Annotated in this window: 10 protein-coding genes, 2 tRNA genes and 1 pseudogene; 6 read left to right on the top strand and 7 right to left on the bottom strand. The window is 72.4% G+C overall.

Features of this window, described 5'->3' with window-relative positions:
- Window positions 1-232: 232 nt before the first annotated feature.
- The 3 genes from KCH_RS13625 to KCH_RS13615 all read right to left on the bottom strand — a co-directional run bounded on the left by KCH_RS13625 (window position 233) and on the right by KCH_RS13615 (window position 1,340).
- Window positions 233-306 (bottom strand) — tRNA-Lys (locus tag KCH_RS13625).
- A 122-nt stretch (window positions 307-428) separates the two neighbouring features.
- Window positions 429-502: transfer RNA gene (locus KCH_RS13620), tRNA-Lys, on the bottom strand.
- A 79-nt stretch (window positions 503-581) separates the two neighbouring features.
- A complete protein-coding gene (locus KCH_RS13615) occupies window positions 582-1,340 on the bottom strand; it encodes a bestrophin-like domain (RefSeq protein ID WP_035862990.1) in 759 nt (252 codons plus the stop codon).
- Window positions 1,341-1,843: 503 nt separating this feature from the next.
- Here KCH_RS13615 and KCH_RS13610 point away from each other — a divergent pair.
- From KCH_RS13610 to KCH_RS13600, 3 genes are all read left to right on the top strand, one after another.
- Complete coding sequence (locus KCH_RS13610; RefSeq protein ID WP_035862987.1) at window positions 1,844-3,019, top strand: low temperature requirement protein A; 1,176 nt, start codon at window positions 1,844-1,846, stop codon at window positions 3,017-3,019.
- 8 nt (window positions 3,020-3,027) lie between these two features.
- On the top strand, window positions 3,028-3,663 hold the full coding sequence (locus tag KCH_RS13605; protein WP_244305325.1) for a pentapeptide repeat-containing protein: 636 nt from the start codon (window positions 3,028-3,030) through the stop codon (window positions 3,661-3,663).
- Between the two features lie 245 nt (window positions 3,664-3,908).
- Window positions 3,909-5,960, top strand: coding sequence for a phosphocholine-specific phospholipase C (locus KCH_RS13600; RefSeq protein ID WP_157032038.1), 2,052 nt, complete (start codon window positions 3,909-3,911; stop codon window positions 5,958-5,960).
- 7 nt (window positions 5,961-5,967) lie between these two features.
- On the opposite strand, the gene pflA is transcribed toward KCH_RS13600, so the two are convergent.
- The 3 genes from pflA to adhE form a co-directional block, all read right to left on the bottom strand.
- On the bottom strand, window positions 5,968-6,726 hold the full coding sequence (pflA, locus tag KCH_RS13595) for a pyruvate formate-lyase-activating protein (protein WP_035862981.1): 759 nt from the start codon (window positions 6,724-6,726) through the stop codon (window positions 5,968-5,970).
- A 29-nt stretch (window positions 6,727-6,755) separates the two neighbouring features.
- Window positions 6,756-9,023: a formate C-acetyltransferase gene (pflB, locus tag KCH_RS13590; protein ID WP_035862979.1), complete on the bottom strand. Its 2,268-nt coding sequence runs from the start codon at window positions 9,021-9,023 to the stop codon at window positions 6,756-6,758.
- A 105-nt stretch (window positions 9,024-9,128) separates the two neighbouring features.
- On the bottom strand, window positions 9,129-11,714 hold the full coding sequence (gene adhE, locus KCH_RS13585) for a bifunctional acetaldehyde-CoA/alcohol dehydrogenase (protein WP_051653037.1): 2,586 nt from the start codon (window positions 11,712-11,714) through the stop codon (window positions 9,129-9,131).
- 408 nt (window positions 11,715-12,122) lie between these two features.
- Between adhE and KCH_RS13580 the strand changes: the two genes are divergently transcribed.
- The 3 genes from KCH_RS13580 (at window position 12,123) to KCH_RS41300 (ending at window position 13,821) form a co-directional block, all read left to right on the top strand.
- Window positions 12,123-12,308 (top strand): hypothetical protein, encoded by a 186-nt coding sequence (locus KCH_RS13580; protein WP_035862977.1) that lies wholly within the window; start codon window positions 12,123-12,125, stop codon window positions 12,306-12,308.
- A 99-nt stretch (window positions 12,309-12,407) separates the two neighbouring features.
- Entirely contained in the window at window positions 12,408-12,617 is a 210-nt protein-coding gene (locus KCH_RS13575) for a hypothetical protein (RefSeq protein WP_035862976.1), read from the top strand.
- A 190-nt stretch (window positions 12,618-12,807) separates the two neighbouring features.
- On the top strand, window positions 12,808-13,821 hold the full coding sequence (locus KCH_RS41300) for a hypothetical protein (protein ID WP_035862974.1): 1,014 nt from the start codon (window positions 12,808-12,810) through the stop codon (window positions 13,819-13,821).
- Window positions 13,822-13,951: 130 nt separating this feature from the next.
- Here KCH_RS41300 and KCH_RS46005 read toward each other — a convergent pair.
- A pseudogene (locus KCH_RS46005) lies at window positions 13,952-17,174 on the bottom strand (S41 family peptidase).
- Window positions 17,175-17,253 lie beyond the last annotated feature (79 nt).

Below are 17,253 nucleotides of genomic sequence, written 5' to 3'. Positions count from 1 at the left end.
GAACCTCGCCAGCTTGATCGATCGACTTGTCAGATGTTAGGGAACTATGTCCCATTTCTCCTAAGACGATCTTTAAATACCTCTTAGCCGCGTGTCTCCCGCTTCCTCAACGAGCGGACCCCGCAAGGGGACATGGGCGGACCGCTCACACGATCGAGGCGGCCCCGCCGAACCCGGGGAACGCCGAAACGCCGAAGGCCCCTCGCTCTCGCGAGGGGCCTTCGGCCGTCTGTGCGCCGCCAGGGACTCGAACCCCGGACCCGCTGATTAAGAGTCAGCTGCTCTAACCAACTGAGCTAGCGGCGCTTGCTGACGAAGAGAACATTACACGCTTCCCGACCTGCGGTGAAACCAGGTTTCCGGCGGCCTCCGGAGCCCCCGGGAACGCCGAAGGCCCCCCGCTTCCGCGAGGGGCCTCCGACCGTCTGTGCGCCGCCAGGGACTCGAACCCCGGACCCGCTGATTAAGAGTCAGCTGCTCTAACCAACTGAGCTAGCGGCGCCTGCTGACCTGGAGAACACTACACGGCCGTCGCCGTTCCACCGAATCGTGACGGGTCCGCCACGCATCGTGCGCACCGCTCACCGCTGGGGCGGCAATCGGCTCAGGAACACCTCGAAGGCGGTCGACTGCACCTTGTTCGCCCCGTCGAACGGGTAGTTCATCTCCTTGATCGCGATCAGCGACAGGCCGATCAGCCCGGCCAGCGACAGCACCATCGCCAGGTGCACCCAGGTATTGGACAGGCCGAACAGAAAGGTGAACGCGATGGTGACCACCGCGCCGGCGATCAGCGCCGCCCACAGCAGCGGCGGCACGCAGTCGGCGATCAGGTTCAGCCGGGCCCGGCGCTTGCTGGCCAGACCGTCCACGTGCTGGACCAGGTTCTGGTAGATCGTCGACTCCTGGTTGGTCTCGGGCTGGAACGACAGTGCCGAGTCGCGGATCTTGTACATCAGCGCGGTCGCCGCCGGGTCGCTGCGGTGGTCCGCCATCAGCCGCCACTCGGTGTTCACCACCGCGTGCGCGTAGCTCAGCGTCAGCCCCTCCAGTTGGGAGCCCTCCGGCAGCGGCATCTGACGGGACATCCAGTAGACGCCGGCCAGTTCGTCCGCCTCCTCGAAGGTCGTCACCTTCGCCGTCGAGGTGTTCTCCCACACCACGATCACCACGAAGGCCACCAGCACCGCGTAGAAGGCGCCGACCGCGGCGAAGATGAACCCCGCCACGTCGTTGCAGCTCTCCCGGGCCGGGACCGAGGCATGACGCTGCACCAGGAACATGCCGCCCGCGGTGAGCAGCAGGATGCCGAGCAGGACGGCCACATCGACCCAGTTCACGACGACCCCCGCTGAGCTCGGTGCACGGCTGTACGCATACCGTCATCAGGCCACGTCGGGCCGGTGCGGGGCGACCGGGGATAGCCCGACCGGCCGGGTCGGGGCGCCGCCGGACAGCGCGGTGATCGCGAGGAGGGGCGACGGACGGACCCGGGCGCAGCGGCAACTCCGCCCCCGTCGTCCGCGCCGCCCTCCTTGACCTTCCGCGTTGCCCGTGAAGCGCCCGTCCGGCCGTCCATCCGCGGAGGAATCTATCGGGCCAAACGGGGCGGACGGGACAAGTCGCACAGCAAATGGCCCGGAACGCGCCTGCTGTCACCCGGATCGCGCACTGCGGCGTCAACTCTGCCTGACGGGCAGTCAAAACGGGCGGAACCGGACCAATCGGCGTGGCGGGGGCGGTGCGTGCGCCGCCGGGCCCCGGATGCCAGGATCACCGGTGTCCCTCAACTCCCCGGCCGCGCCCGTCCCCTGCCGCGCGGCCCCGCCGTGAAAGCAGGCCGATGACCGCCGCCCCCGACCGCTACCGCCCGGTCCGCCGGATGCTGGCCCGCGACCAGGGCGAGTCCCACCGGGTCTCCACCCCGCTGGAACTCTTCTTCGACCTGTGCTTCGTGGTGGCCATCGCCCAGGCAGGCCGCGAACTCGCCCACGCGCTCGCCGCCGGCCACCTCTCGGTCGCCCTCACCGGCTACCTGATGTCCTTCTTCGCCATCTGGTGGGCCTGGATGAACTTCACCTGGTTCGCCTCCGCGTACGACGTCGACGACGTCCCCTACCGGCTGACCACGCTGGTCCAGATCACCGGCGTGCTGGTGCTCGCCGCCGGCATCCCGCGCCTGTTCGAGGACCAGAACCTCACCCTCTCGGTGGCCGGCTACCTGCTGATGCGCCTCGCCATGGTCACCCAGTGGCTGCGCGCCGCCCGCAGCGAGAGCGGGCCCGGCCGGACCGCCGCACTGCGCTACGCCGCCGGCATCACCCTCGTCCAGGCGTTCTGGGTGGTCGTGGTGTTCGTCCCGCACGGGCTCGTGGCCCCGCTGTTCCCGGTCGGCGTGATCGCCGAACTCGCCGTCCCCGTCTGGGCCGAACTGCACAACCCGACGCCCTGGCACCGGCACCACATCGCCGAACGGTACGGCCTGTTCACCATCATCGTGCTCGGCGAGACGGTGGCGGCCGCGACCGTCGCCATCCAGACCGCGCTGGACGAGCACCGGGCCGTCTCCGAACTGCTGCCGATCGCCGCCGGCGGACTGCTGATCTGCTTCGGCGCCTGGTGGATCTACTTCGCCGAGGACGCCCACCCCTACCTGCGCTCGGTCCGGCAGGCGCTGCCCTGGGGCTACGGCCACTACCTGATCTTCGCCTCGGCCGCCGCCGTCGGCGCCGGACTGGAGGTCGCCGTCGAGCACGCCGTCGGCGCCGCCCACATCTCCGACCTGGCCGCGAACGCCGCCGTCACCGTCCCCACCGCGCTGTTCCTGTTCACCGTCTGGGCCCTGCACTCGCGCCACCACAAGCACGGCGTCGCCCAGCTGATCCTGCCGCTCGCCGCCCTGTCGGTGCTGGCCGCGACGCCGGCCGGAGCCGCCGGCGTGCCCGTCGCCGGGCTCCTGGTGGCACTCGCCGTCGCCATCGGCATCACCCTGTCCGCGAAGAACCCGAAACGGAGCTGACCGACCCCGTGCGACTGGAAGACCTCCCCTACGCCCACCTGCTGCAACGCCACACCGGCCCGCTGCGGGCCGACGCCCGCTACGACACCGTCCACTTCGACGACCTCGACCTCGCCGGGCAGCTCGGCGGCGCGACGTTCCTGGAATGCGCCTTCACCGGCATCCGCGCCGAGAGCACCAAGCTGCGCCGGGCCGGCTTCAACGAGGCCTGGCTGCACGGCGGGCGACTCGTCGGCGTCGACCTCGCCGAGAGCGAATGGCAGGACAGCGAGATCGACTCCACCGTGCTGGCCGGCATCTCCGCGTACAGCTCCGCGATCCGCCGCACCGTCTTCCGGCAGTGCAAGCTCGAGGCGGTCAACCTGCGCGGCGCGGTGCTGCGCGACGTGGTCTTCGAGGACTGCCTGCTCCGCGACGTCGACTTCGCCGACGCGAAGCTCACCGACGTGAGCTTTCCCGGCTCCACCCTCGACGAGGTGCGACTGCGCGGCGCGACGCTGAAGAACACCGACCTGCGGCGCGCCGCGAGCCTCGGCCTCCCGGACGGACACCTCGGGCTGCGCGGCGCGATCATCTCGACGCACCAACTGCTGGACCTGGCACCGCAGTTCGCGCAGGCGTTGGGGATCACGGTGAAGGACTGAGGGCGGGTTCCGCTTCGCGGTGAGAGGTGAGAGGTGAGAGGTGAGAGGTGATAGGGGGGAGGGCGCAGGCCGGGTTCGGGTGGGGGTGGCGGGTCTGGCCGAACCCGGCCGTTCACCTGGTGAACAGTCCAACAATCCTTCGGGGAAAGTCATGGCCATGTCGCCCCGGCTGCGTGAGGATGCTCGGCGTTCGACACGAGGTGTCTGGACAACATCATCAGCAGCCGAAGGGCGGGCGGGTCAGAGTGGCAGAGCTGAGTCGTAGGAAGTTCATGGCGTTGTCGGCGAGCGCGGCGGCCGGCGCGGCGGTCGCGGGGTCGGCGGTGGCGGGCGGGACGGCGCCCGCGGTCGCGGCGGGGCTGAGCACCACCGGGACGATCACGGACGCGAAGCACGTGGTGATCCTGATGCAGGAGAACCGCAGCTTCGACCACTACTTCGGGACGCTGAAGGGCGTGCGCGGCTTCGCGGACCGTTCGGCGATCCAGATATCCGGCGGCTACAGCGTGTTCAACCAGCCGAACCTGCTGGGCCGTCAGTACCCGTGGCAGTTCAGCGCGACCAAGCCGGCCGGCGGCGCCGACCCGGAGCGGCTGGCGCAGTGCAACGGCGACCTGTCGCACGCCTGGTCGGACCAGCACAAGGCGTGGAACGGCGGCAAGCTGGACTCCTGGGTGGCGGCCAAGGGCAACGTCCGCACGCTGGGGTACCTGACCCGGGCGGACATCCCGTTCCACTTCGCGCTGGCCGACAACTGGACGGTCTGCGACGCCTACCACTGCTCGGTGCTGTCGGCGACCGGCCCGAACCGCACCTACCACTGGTCCGGCCAGATCGACCCGGCGGGCGCGGCCGGCGGCCCGGCGTACGACGGCGGCGACGAGTCGGGGCTGCGCTGGCAGACCTACGCGGAGGCGCTGGAGAACGCGGGGGTGAGCTGGAAGGTCTACCAGAACGCGTCCGACAACTACGGCGACAACGCGCTGGCGTACTTCACCCAGTTCTCCTCGGCCCCGGCGGGCAGCGCACTCGCGGTGAAGGGCATGGGCTCCGTCCCGAAGGCCACCAACCGGACCCCGGACGACATCGTGGCGGCGATCCGCGCGGACGTGCTGGCGGGGACCTTGCCGCAGGTGTCGTGGATCGTGCCGGACCAGGCGTCCTCGGAGCACCCGTACGCCACGCCGGCCGACGGCGCGCACTTCGTGCACAACGTGATGGACGCGCTGAACGCGGATCCGAACGTCTTCAACTCCTCGATCCTGTTCATCAACTACGACGAGAACGACGGCTTCTTCGACCACGTCCCGCCGCCGGCCGCGCCCGCCGGAACGGCCGGGGAGTTCTACAACGGCGTCAACATCGGCCTGGGCTTCCGCGTCCCGATGCTCGCCGTCTCGCCGTGGAGCCGCGGCGGCTGGGTCTCCTCGGAGACCTTCGACCACACCTCGGTGCTGCGCTTCCTGGAGAAGTGGACGGCCGCCCAGGGGAAGCCGGCGACCTGCGTGAACATCTCGGCCTGGCGCCGCAAGGTGTGCGGCGACCTGACCGGCCTGTTCGACTTCGCCAACCCGGTGTACGGGATGCCCGCGCTGCCCGACACCTCGGGCACCATCGGCCTGGCCGCGTGCGGGCCGCTGCCGAACCCGGCGCCCGTCAACAACCAGCTGCCCGGGCAGGAGGCCGGCACCCGCCCGGCCCGCGCGCTGCCGTACCAGCCGGTGGCGAACCTGGACCACCTGGAGTTCGGCTCCGGCGGGGTGATGAAGGTGTGGATCGCGATGTCCAACGCGGGCACCGCGACCAGCCACTTCGCGGCCTACGCCAACGCCTACCGGTCCGGCGGCCCCTGGCAGTACACCGTCGACGCCGGCGGCGCGACCAGCGACTTCTTCAACTGCGGCACCGGCTACGGCTCGGGCAAGTACGACCTGACGGTGATCGGCCCGAACCGCTTCCTGCGCCGCTTCACCGGCGACGCCACCGCGGCCGGCAAGAACGTCGCCGTCACGACCAGCTACGCCGCCGCGCCCGACACCGGCCGGCTCGCCCTCTGGTTCAAGCTGGCCAACGCGGGCGCCGCGCCGGTCACCTTCACCATCACCTCGAACAACTACCGCACCGACGGCCCGTGGACGTACCAGGTCGCCGCCGGCGCGGCCACCAGCGACTTCTTCAACGTGGTGGCCAACGCCAACGGCTGGTACGACTTCACGGTCACCGTCAGCGGCGACGCCAGCTGGTCGCAGCGGTTCACCGGCCACCTGGAGACCGGCGCGCCCTCGGTCTCCGGCTGACGTCCCGTCACACGGCGTGCAGGCCGTGCGCGGCGAAGGCGTCGCGCGCGGCCCGCACCTGTTCGGCGGTGGGCACGGGGGTGTCGGCCAGGGTGAACTCCCGGCCCAGCGCCTCCCACTTGGCCCGGCCGAGCTTGTGGAACGGGAGCACGTCGACCCGGGAGACGTTGCCGAGGGAGGCGGCGAACGAGGCCACGCCGTCGACGTTGCCGGGCGGGTCGGTGAGGCCGGGCACCAGGACGAAGCGGAGGTGGACCTCCTTGCCCCGGTCGGCGAGGCGGCGGGCGAAGTCCAGGGTGGGTTCGAGCGGTCGGCCGGTCACCCGGCGGTGGAGCGCGCGGTCCCAGGACTTGATGTCGAGCAGCACCAGGTCGACGTCGGCGAGCAGCGCGTCGTCCGCCCGGGCGCCCAGGAAGCCGGAGGTGTCGAGGGCGGTGTGCAGGCCCAGTTCGTGCTTGAAGCGGTGGAACAGCTCGCCGGCGAAGGCGGGCTGGAGCAGCGGCTCGCCGCCGGAGACGGTCGCGCCGCCGCCGGCGGCGTGGATGAACGCGGTGCACTTGGCGGCCTCGGCGACCACCGCGTCCGCCGTCGTCCGGCGGCCGTTGCGCAGCTGCCTGGTGTCGGGGTTGTGGCAGTACAGGCAGTCCAGCGGGCACCCGGCGAGGAACACCACGAACCGGGTGCCGGGCCCGTCCACCCCGGTCGACAGGTCCCAGGAGTGCACCGACCCGACGGTCCGCGCGCCGGCGGGGAGCGTGACGGTCATGGCGGTGCCTCCCGGTACCTGTCGGAGTGTCAGAGCGAGCCGTGGAAGGTGCGGTTCAGGACGTCCAGCTGCTGTTCCCTGGTCAGCCGGACGAAGTTGACCGCGTAGCCGCTGACCCGGATGGTCAGCTGCGGGTACTTCTCCGGGTGCTCCATGGCGTCCAGCAGGGTCTCCCGGTTCAGCACGTTGACGTTCATGTGGAACCCGCCGACGGCCGTGTACCCGTCCAGCACGCCCGCCAGGTTGCGCACCCGCTCCTCGGGGGTGCGGCCCAGCGCGTCGGGCGTGACGGTGTTGGTCAGCGAGATGCCGTCCTGGGCGGCGTCGTACGGGAGCTTCGCCACCGACAGGGCGCTGGCCACGTAGCCGTGGGTGTCGCGCCCGTTCATCGGGTTGGCGCCCGGCGAGAACGGCTCGCCGGCCCGGCGGCCGTCGGGGGTGGCGCCGGTCTTCCTGCCGTACACCACGTTCGAGGTGATGGTCAGCACCGACTGGGTGTGCTCGGCGCCCCGGTAGGTCGGGTGCTTGCGGACCTTCCGCATGAACTCCTCGACCAGCCCCACCGCGAGGCCGTCCGCCCGGTCGTCGTTGTTGCCGTACGCCGGGTACTCGCCCTCCACCGTGTAGTCCACCGCGAGGCCGGACCCGTCGCGCACCGGCCGCACCGTCGCGTACTTGACCGCCGACAGCGAGTCCGCCGCCACCGCCAGCCCGGCGATGCCGCAGGCCATGGTGCGCCGCACGTCCCGGTCGTGCAGGGCCATCTCCAGGCGCTCGTACGCGTACTTGTCGTGCATGTAGTGGATGACGTTCAGCGCGTGCACGTACGTCTCGGCCAGCCACTCCAGCTGCCGGTCGAAGCGGGCCAGCAGCTCGTCGTAGTCCAGGACCTCGGACTCGATCGGGCCGGTCTCCGGGCCGACCTGCTCGCCGGTCCTCTCGTCCCGGCCGCCGTTGATCGCGTACAGCAGCGTCTTGGCGAGGTTGACCCGGGCGCCGAAGAACTGCATCTGCTTGCCGACCTCCATCGCGGAGACGCAGCAGGCGATCGCGGTGTCGTCGCCGAAGCGCGGGCGCATCAGCTCGTCCGACTCGTACTGCACGCTGGAGGTGTCGACGGACACCCGGGCGCAGAACTCCTTGAAGCCCTGCGGGAGTTTCGGCGACCAGAACACCGTCAGGTTCGGCTCGGGCGCCGGGCCCAGGTTGTACAGGGTCTGCAGGTAGCGGAACGAGGTCCGGGTGACCAGCGGGCGGCCGTCCGTGCCGATGCCGCCGATCGACTCGGTGACCCAGGTCGGGTCGCCGGAGAACAGCTCGTCGTACTCGGGGGTGCGCAGGAAGCGGACGATCCGCAGCTTGATGATGAAGTCGTCGATCAGCTCCTGGGCCCGACGCTCCGTCAGCCGGCCCTCGGCCAGGTCGCGTTCCAGGTAGACGTCCAGGAAGGTCGAGGTGCGGCCGAGCGACATGGCCGCGCCGTTCTGCTCCTTCACCGCCCCCAGGTAGGCGAAGTACAGCCACTGGACGGCCTGTTGGGCGGTGGCGGCCGGGCCGGAGATGTCGTGGCCGTAGCTCGCGGCCATCTCCTTGAGCTCTTCCAGGGCGCGGATCTGCTCGGCCAGCTCCTCGCGCTCGCGGATGACGCCCTCCAGCGTGCGCGGGTCGGCGGGCGCGGCGTCCAGGCCGGCCTTCTCCTCCCGCTTGGCGGCGATCAGCCGGTCCACGCCGTACAGCGCGACCCGGCGGTAGTCGCCGATGATCCGGCCCCGCCCGTACGCGTCCGGCAGGCCGGTGACGACGCCGGCCTTGCGGGCGGCTCGGATCGCCGGCGTGTAGGCGTCGAACACGCCCGCGTTGTGGGTCTTGCGGTGCACGGTGAAGACCCGCTCCAGCTCCGGGTCGACCGGGTAGCCGTACGTCCGCAGCGCGCCCGCGACCATCCGCCAGCCGCCGTTCGGCATGATCGCCCGCTTCAGCGGGGCGTCGGTCTGGAGTCCGACGATCAGCTCCTCGTCCCGGTCGATGTACCCGGGCGCGTGCGCGGTGATGGTGGACGGGGTGTCCCAGGAGACGTCCAGGACGCCCTTGGCGCGCTCCTCGGGGAACAGTTCGGTGATCCGCCGCCAGATCCGCGCGGTCCGTTCGGTCGGCCCGGCCAGGAAGGCGGCGTCGCCCTCGTACGGGGTGTAGTTCTGCTGGATGAAGTCGCGGACGTCGATGGCGTCCCGCCAGAGACCGCCCCGGAAGCCGTCCCAGGCACCGCTCCGGGTGCGCTCCGCGTGCTGTGTGCTCATTGCTGCCGCTCCCGCCTCTCGCCCTCTGCGCACTATTGTGAAACGATTCACAAAGTCACATGGGCTCGGAAAGTCCTGATCGGAAGGGACCTTCGTCCCCGGAATTCACACCGCGCGGTCGTCGCCGTAGTACGCCCGGGTCATCAGCAGCTCCATGTCCCGCAGCATCGGCATCCGCGGATTGGCGGGCGCGCACTGGTCCTCGTACGCGTTCATCGCCTGCTGCCCCAGCGCCGCCAGGAACGCCGCCTCGTCCACCCCCGCCTCCTTGAACGAGCGCGGGATGCCGACCCGGTCGCGCAGCTCCTCCACCGCCAGCGCCAGCGACTCCACGCCCTGCTCGGGGGTGTCGGCGGGCAGCCCCAGCGTCCGGGCGATCTGCCGGTACCGCTCCGGCGCCACGTAGCTCCGGTACTTCGGCCAGCTGGTCACCTTGGCCGGCGCCGAACCGTTCCAGCGGATCACGTGCGGCAGTAGCAGCGCGTTCGTCCGCCCGTGCGCCACGTGAAAGGTTGCGCCCAGGGTGTGCGCCATCGCGTGCACCACGCCCAGGAACGCCGAGCCGAAGGCCATGCCCGCGATCGTCCCCGCGTTGTGCATCCGCTCCCGCGCCACCTGGTCCCGCGGCCCGTCGTGGACCGCCGCCGCCAGGTTCTCGAAGACCAGCCGGATGCCCTGCAGCGCCAGCCCGTCCGTGAAGTCGTTGGCGTACACCGACACGTACGTCTCGATGCAGTGCGTGAGCGCGTCGAACCCGGAGTCCGCCGTCACCTCCGGCGGCAGGTCGGTGGTCAGCGCCGGGTCCACGATCGCCACCGTCGGGGTCAGCGCGTAGTCCGCCAGCGGGAACTTCTGGCCGGTCTCCGGGTCGGTGATCACCGCGAACGGGGTGACCTCGCTGCCGGTGCCCGAGGTGGTCGGCACGCACACCAGCTTCGCCTTCTCGCCCAGGTCGGGGAAGGTGAAGGCGCGCTTGCGGATGTCGAAGAACTTCTCCTTCAGATCCGCGAAGTCCACCTCCGGGTGCTCGTACATCAGCCACATCACCTTCGCCGCGTCCATCGGCGAACCACCGCCCAGCGCCACGACGGTGTCCGGCCGGAAGCCGCGCATCAGCTCCGCGCCCTTCTCCACCGTCGCGATGCTCGGATTCGGCTCCACGAAGTCCACCACCCGCACCTCCACCGGGTCCGGCCGCCGGCGCAGCACCTCCCGGACCCGCTCCAGGTGGCCGATCTCCACCATCGTCCGGTCGGTGACCACCACCACCCGGCGGACCCCGCGCATGTCCGCCAGGTAGCTCAGCGAGTTGCGCTCGAAGAAGATCTTCGGCGGGACCTTGAACCACTGCAGGTTGTTGTTGCGGCGCCCGATCCGCTTGACGTTGATCAGGTGCAGCGCCGAGACGTTCCCCGACACCGAGGTGCGGCCCCAGGACCCGCAGCCGAGCGTCAACGACGGCAGGAACGCGTTGTACACGTCGCCGATGCCGCCCTGCGAACTCGGCGCGTTCCAGATGATCCGGCACGCCCGCACCCCGGCGCCGAACTCCTCGGCGAAGGCCGCGTCCTCGGTGTGCACCGCCGCCGAGTGCCCCAGACCGTTGAACTCCACCATCTCCGCGGCGAGTTTGACGCCCTGCGCCCGCGAACCCGCCCGCAGCACCGCCAGCACCGGGCAGAGCTTCTCCCGGGTCAGCGGCTCCTCCTCGCCCACCCCGGCCACCTCCACCAGGATCACCGAGGTGTCCTCCGGCACCTCGAAGCCCGCCGCCCGCGCCAGCTCCGCCGCCGACTGCCCGACCACGTCCGGATTCAGCCGCGCACCCGCGCAGTTGGCGCCCGCGGCCACCCCGAACAGGTGCCGCTCCAGCAGCGCCTTCTGCTCCGCGTCCGCCAGGTGCGCCTTCAGCTGCCGGAACTCCGCCAGCGCCGCCCCGTACACCTCCTCGTCCAGGATCACCGCCTGCTCGGAGGCGCAGATCATCCCGTTGTCGAAGGTCTTCGACAGCACGATGTCGTTCACCGCGCGCTTCAGGTCCGCGCTCCGCTCCACGTACGCCGGCACGTTGCCCGCACCCACGCCCAGCGCCGGCTTCCCGCACGAATACGCCGCCCGCACCATCGAGTTGCCGCCGGTGGCCAGGATCGTCGCCACCCCGTCGTGCGCCATCAGCGCCTGCGTCGCCGCCATCGACGGCCGGTCGACCCACTGCACGCAGTGCGCCGGCGCGCCCGCCGCGACCGCCGCGTCCCGGACGATCCGGGCCGCCTCCGCCGAACAGCGCTGCGCCGCCGGATGGAAGGCGAACACGATCGGATTGCGGGTCTTCAAGGCGATCAGCGCCTTGAAGACCACGGTGGACGTCGGGTTGGTCACCGGCGTCAGGGCGGCCACCACGCCCACCGGCTCGGCGATCTCGACGATCCCGTCGAGGTCGTCCCGGGAGATCACGCCGACCGTGCGCATCCCGGCCATCGAGTGCGCGACGTGCTCGCAGGCGAAGACGTTCTTCACCGCCTTGTCCTCGAACACCCCGCGCCCGGTCTCCTCGACGGCGAGCACCGCCAGCCGGGTGTGCGCCGCGAGCGCGGCCAGCGAGGCCTTCTTCACGATCCGGTCCACCCGCTCCTGGGTGAGGCCGGCGTACTCCTGCAGGGCCTTGTGGCCGTTGGCGACCAGGGCGTCCACGGCGGGGCCCGGGTCGTCGGACGCGCCGGCGCCGGCGGGGTCTTCGCGGGCGCGGCGGGGTGCTTCGGGTTCGCGGCGGGGTTCTTCGCGGGCGCGGTGGGGGAGTTCTGACCGGACATGGCGCGGCTCACCTCTCGGGGTGCGGCTGCGGGGCGCCCCGGCGGCACTGCCGGGACCGGTTGACCCCCTCAGCCTCGGGCGAGGGACCGGGCGGCGGCTACGGCCGATCGGCGCTGCGATCCGGGACCATCGGCCTTCTTCCTTGCGGGGCACGGCAGTTCGGGCCGCGCCCCGGCCCGCGGCCGGTGTCCGCCGGCCGGGTGAGCGGCGGCCTGCCCGGGTGCGACCCCCGAGGGCCGGTGCGAGGGTGGACGGAGCCCGTTGTCCGCATACATCCGAGGAGGAGCCATGGGTATGGGCGACCAGTTCAAGGACAAGGCGAAGGACCTCGCCGACCAGGCCAAGTCCGCGCTCGGCAACCAGGAGCCGAAGGCCGAGGAGGCCGAGCAGAAGGCCCGTGAGAAGGCCGAGGGCGTGATCCCGCAGGGCCAGGAGGCCGCTCAGGACACCCAGCAGGAGGACGAGTCCTCCTGACCGCCGCGCCACCACGGGACGGACCCGACCGGGCCGTCCCGTTCGGCGTACCGTGACAGTGAGGCAGCCACGAGGGGGACGCCCACCCGAGGAGGAGACATGGGCATCTTCGACAGGTTCCGCCACCCGGCGGCCCAGCCGGCCGCCGACTCGCCCGAGCGGGCCGCCCTCGCCCACGACGAGGCCGTCGACGCCTTCGGCGACGACGTGGAACGCGCCCGCGACGACGCGGAGCGCCGCATCCGCCAGGAACGCGAGGACCGCCAGGCCGCCGAGAACATGACGGCCGAGGGCGACCCCTGGGGCTGAGCCCCGCCCTGCCGACGCCGGTGCCCGGTGGCACCGGCGTCGGCCTGTCCGGAACCGGCCGTAAATGATCGTTCGTTGTCCGCCGGACGGGATAGGTTGTTCCTGCGCGACCGACCGGGCCGGGGGAGAACGGCCGACGGGAGCGCCTCGCGGAACTCAGCAGGATCCGATCCCTTGGGGGGACCACATCATGACTGCCCGTCGGTTCGCGCCGTCCGTCACCGCCTTGAAGAAGGCCACCGCCGTCACGGCGCTGCTGCTCGCCGCCACCGGTGCGGTCGGCGGCACCGCCTGGGCGGACGACAGCACGCCGGTGGTGCCGTGCGCCGACGGCTCGGTCCACCTGCCCGGCGAGGACGCCGTCGCGAACGGCCCCGCCCACAACGGGCACGTCTCGCTCCAGACCAGCTCCAACATGACCCCGGCCCTCGACGGCGACACGGCGGTCTACCGGGTGTGGCTCTGGGCGACGAACAACACCGGCGCCGCGTACCAGCACGTCACCGTGGTGCCGGTGGTGCTCACCCAGCTCGGCGCGATGAACACCGGCAACACCAAGGTCAACTGGGTGCGCGACAGCGGCACCGTCGAACTGCCCACCCGGACGGGCTGCGAGCCGTCGATCTGGGGCGCCTCCGGCGCGCTGGACGCGCCGCTGGCGAACGGCGAGACGGTCCGCTTCGAGCTGACGATCACCACGTCGAAGGCGATCGCCTCGCAGATCGACGGGGTCACGGTGTACGCGCGCGGCGCCGCGGACGGTGACCGCAGCCTGGAGAGCAACCACCAGCCGATGCCGCCGGTGGGCCCGAACACCGGCCCGGTCTCGCCGTCGCCCTGGGTGTCGCCCTCCCCGTCGGCCTCGCCGTCCTCCTGGACCTCGCCTTCTCCCGCGCCCTCGCCCTCCTCCTGGACCTCGCCGTCCGCCTCGCCGTCGCCGTCCTCCTGGACGTCGCCCTCGCCGTCGCCGTCCTCCTGGACCTCGCCGTCCCCGTGGGTCTCGCCGTCGCCGTGGGTGTCGCCCTCCGCGGGCACCGGCACCACCGTGCTGTCCGCCTCGGCCCCCACCGGCATCAACGCCGAGCAGGTCGCGGCCGCCGGCGGCAACAGCTCCGCACCGCTGGCCGCCGGCGGCGTCGCTCTCGCCGCCGCGGGCGGGGTGCTCTTCCTGAACTCCCGCCGCCGCAACCGCGGCACCAAGTAACCGCACCCCACCAGGTGGCCGGCCCCTCCCGGGGGCCGGCCACCCGGCGTTTCCGCCCGGGGAGCTGGACATGACGGCCGGTCAGGCGTCGCGCCGACGACGGCCTGACCCGGTCGTTCGGGGGTGGGGGTCAGGGGCGTGGGGGGAGGGGTGGGCGGCGGAGGTCGGGGCGGGGGTGGTGGGGGCGGGGGTGTGGCGGCGGGGGTGGTGGTGAGGAGGTCGAGGGCGAGGGTGACGGCGGCGGAGAGGTCGGTGTGATCGCCGCGGGCCCAGTCGCGGGGGGTGCGGATGACCTCGATGTCGGGGTCGACGCCCTGGTTCTCGACCGAGAAGCCGATGCCGCCGGTGAACCAGGAGGCGTTCTTCGGGACGGAGATCTGGGTGCCGTCGCCGAGGGCGTGCCGGCCGGTCATGCCGACCACGCCGCCCCAGGTGCGGGTGCCGACCACCGGGCCGAGGCCGAGGGTCTTGATGGCGGCGATGATGACGTCCCCGTCGGAGCTGGTGGCGTGGTCGGCGAGCGCGACCACAGGCCCGCGCGGCGCGTCCCGGGGCCAGCGGACGGGCTGCCGGCCGCGGGTGAAGTCCCAGGCCAGGACGCGGCGGTGGAGCTTCTCCAGGACCAGTTCGGAGACGTTGCCGCCGGCGTTGCCGCGGACGTCCAGCACCAGGGCGGGGTGGGCGAGTTCGGAGCGCAGGTCGCGGTTGAACTGGGCCCAGCCGGAGCCGCCGAGGTCCGGGATGTGCAGGTAGCCGCACACCCCGTTGCTGAACTCCCGCACCAGGTGGCGGCGTTTGGCCACCCAGTCCTGGTAGCGGATCGGCCGCTCGTCGGTGAGCGGGGTGACGGCGATCCGCCGGATCCGCCCGTCGTGCCGGACGGTCAGCTCGACGGTGGTGCCGCCCGTCCCGGCGAGCAGCGGGGTCGGGCCGCGCACCGGGTCGGGCGGGCGGCCGTCCACGGCGAGCAGCTCGTCGCCGTCGTGCAGGCCGTAACCGGCGAGCGGGGCGCGGGCCTTGGGGTCGGAGGACTCGCCGGGCAGGATCCGGTCGACCAGCCAGCGGCCGTCCGGGTCGCGGTGCGCGTTCGCGCCGAGCAGGCCGAGCGGCTGCTGGGCGATCGCCGGGCCCTCGCCGCGCCGGGACGGGGTGACGTAGGCGTGCGAGGTGCCGAGTTCGCCGAGCAGTTCGCGCAGCAGGTCGGCGAAGTCGTCGGGCGAGGCCACCCGCTCCAGCAACGGGGCGTACTGGGCGGTGAGTTCGGGCCAGTCGAGGTTGCACATGCCGGGGTCCCAGAACTGGTCGGCGACGATCCGGGCGGCCTCGAAGTACGACTGCCGCCACTCGGCGGCCGGGTGCACGGTGTGGGTGATCCGGCGCAGGTCGACCGGGACGGGCGCGGTCGGCGCCGCCAGCGGGTACAGCTTCAGCGCGCCGCCCGAGAACACCGACACCGCCGAGCCGTCTGCGGACACCGCGAACCCGTCCAACTGCTCGACCAGGGTGGTGCGGCGGCCCCGGGCCAGGTCGAAGAACTCCAGCGCGGGCCGGCCGGAGGTGTCCTCCGGGTTGGCGAAGGTCTGGCCGAGCGCACCGGAGATCGGCCAGCGCAGCCACACCACGCCGCCGCGCACCGCCGCCGTCGCCGAGTACTTGGAGGCGATCACCGGGAACGGCACCAGGCGCTTGGTCAGCCCGCTCTCGTCCACCCGCACGGTGCCGTCGCCGCCGGCCTCCTCCGGGTCCAGCCCCATCGGCGGGCGGCCCTCGGCCGGGGAGGCGAACGGCGACGGGGTGTCGGCGGCCAGCGGCACCAGGTACGGGCGGCAGCCGAGCGGGAAGGACAGGTCGCCGGTGTGCACGTCGTGCACCGGGTCGAAGCCCCGCCAGGAGAGGAAGACCAGGAAGCGGCCGTCCCGGGTGAACACCGGGTGCTCGTCCTCGAACCGGCCGCCGGTGACGTCGACGGTGCGCTCCGGCCGGTCCACCCGGGCGAGCTGGATCGACCGCAGCGAGCGGCCCGCGACCGGCTGCGACCAGGTCAGCCACTGCGAGTCCGGGGAGAACGACGGGCTGGAGACCGGTCCGAACCGGGACGCGGTGACCTCGGTGACGCCGCCCTCGGCGATGTCCACCAGCAGCAGCCGCCCGTCCGAGCAGGCCACCGCGAGCCGGGCGCCGTCCGGGGAGGCGGACAGCTCCTGCACCCGGCCGATCAGGCCCGCCGCGATCCGGCGGTGCGGGGCCCGGTCGTCCGTGGTGGCGTCCTTGCCCGGGAGCGGGGCCAGTTCGATCGCGTCCTCGCCCTCCGCGTCGGTGACCCAGGCGGCCTGCCCGCCCCAGCCGAGCACCAGCGGCAGCCGGCAGCGCATCCCCGGCGTGTCGGCCAGCACCCGGGCCGGGCCGTCCCGGTGGGTCAGCCAGTACAGCGAGCCGCGCACGTTGATCACCCCGGCGCGGCCGGTCGCGTCGCAGGCCAGGTCCTTGACGTTGTTCGCGGCGCTCACCTGGTACGGGCGGCGGCCGGCCCGGGCGCCGCCGAGCGGCACCTCCAGCCGGTGCGGGGCCGGCGCGTCCAGCGAGTCCAGCAGCCACAGGTCGCCGGCGTGCTGGTAGACGATCCGGGTGCCGTCGGTGGCGGCCTCGCGCGCGTAGTAGGTGGCGTGGTCGGTGTGCCGGCGCAGGTCGGTGCCGTCCGGGCGCACCGAGTACACGTTGCCGACGCCCTCGTGGTCGGAGAGGAACGCCACCCGGGCGCCGGTCGGCGTCTCCACCGGCATCGGCGCGGCCAGGTGCCCGGGCAGGCCCGGCAGCAGCAGGTCGTGGTCCACCCACAGGCGGCCGGTCGCGCCGCCCCGGTAGCGCTTCCAGAACGCCGGCTCGTGCGGCGCGGCGTCGGTCAGCAGCACCGTGCGGCCCGCCCCGACCTGCGCGTCCGCGACCGGCCCCCACGGCATCCGGCGGCCCGGCGAGCCGTCCGCGGGCAGCTCCCACGCCCAGGTGTAGTGCGCGAACGGCTCGTGGTACGAGGTGACGGCCAGCACCTCCCCGTTCGGCAGCCAGCCGCGCACCCGGGTGTCCTGGCTGCCCCAGTACGTCAGCCGGGTCGCCGGGCCGCCCGCCACCGGGGCGGTGAACACCTCCGGGCTCAGCGCGAACCAGCTCGTCCAGGCCACCGCCGTGCCGTCCGGGGACAGCCTGGGGTGGCTCACCCTGGTCCGGTCGGCGGTCACCCGCCAGGCCCGCCCGACCCGGCCGTCCGCCGCGAGCGGCGCGACCCAGACGTCGTCCTCGGCGGTGAAGGCGAGCAGACCGTCGCGTACATGGGGGAAGCGCAGATATCCGGGCACCATTCCATGGTTCGATCGGCCGCCGGGGCCCGCAAACGCGGGGACCTGCGGCGGGGCGGCGGCCGGGCGGCCGCCGCGCCGG

Origin of the sequence: Kitasatospora cheerisanensis KCTC 2395 (assembly GCF_000696185.1) — a bacterium.
Classification (GTDB): domain Bacteria; phylum Actinomycetota; class Actinomycetes; order Streptomycetales; family Streptomycetaceae; genus Kitasatospora; species Kitasatospora cheerisanensis.
The sequence above is the reverse complement of the archived record's forward strand: the minus strand, read 5'-3'. Positions and strand labels throughout refer to the sequence as shown.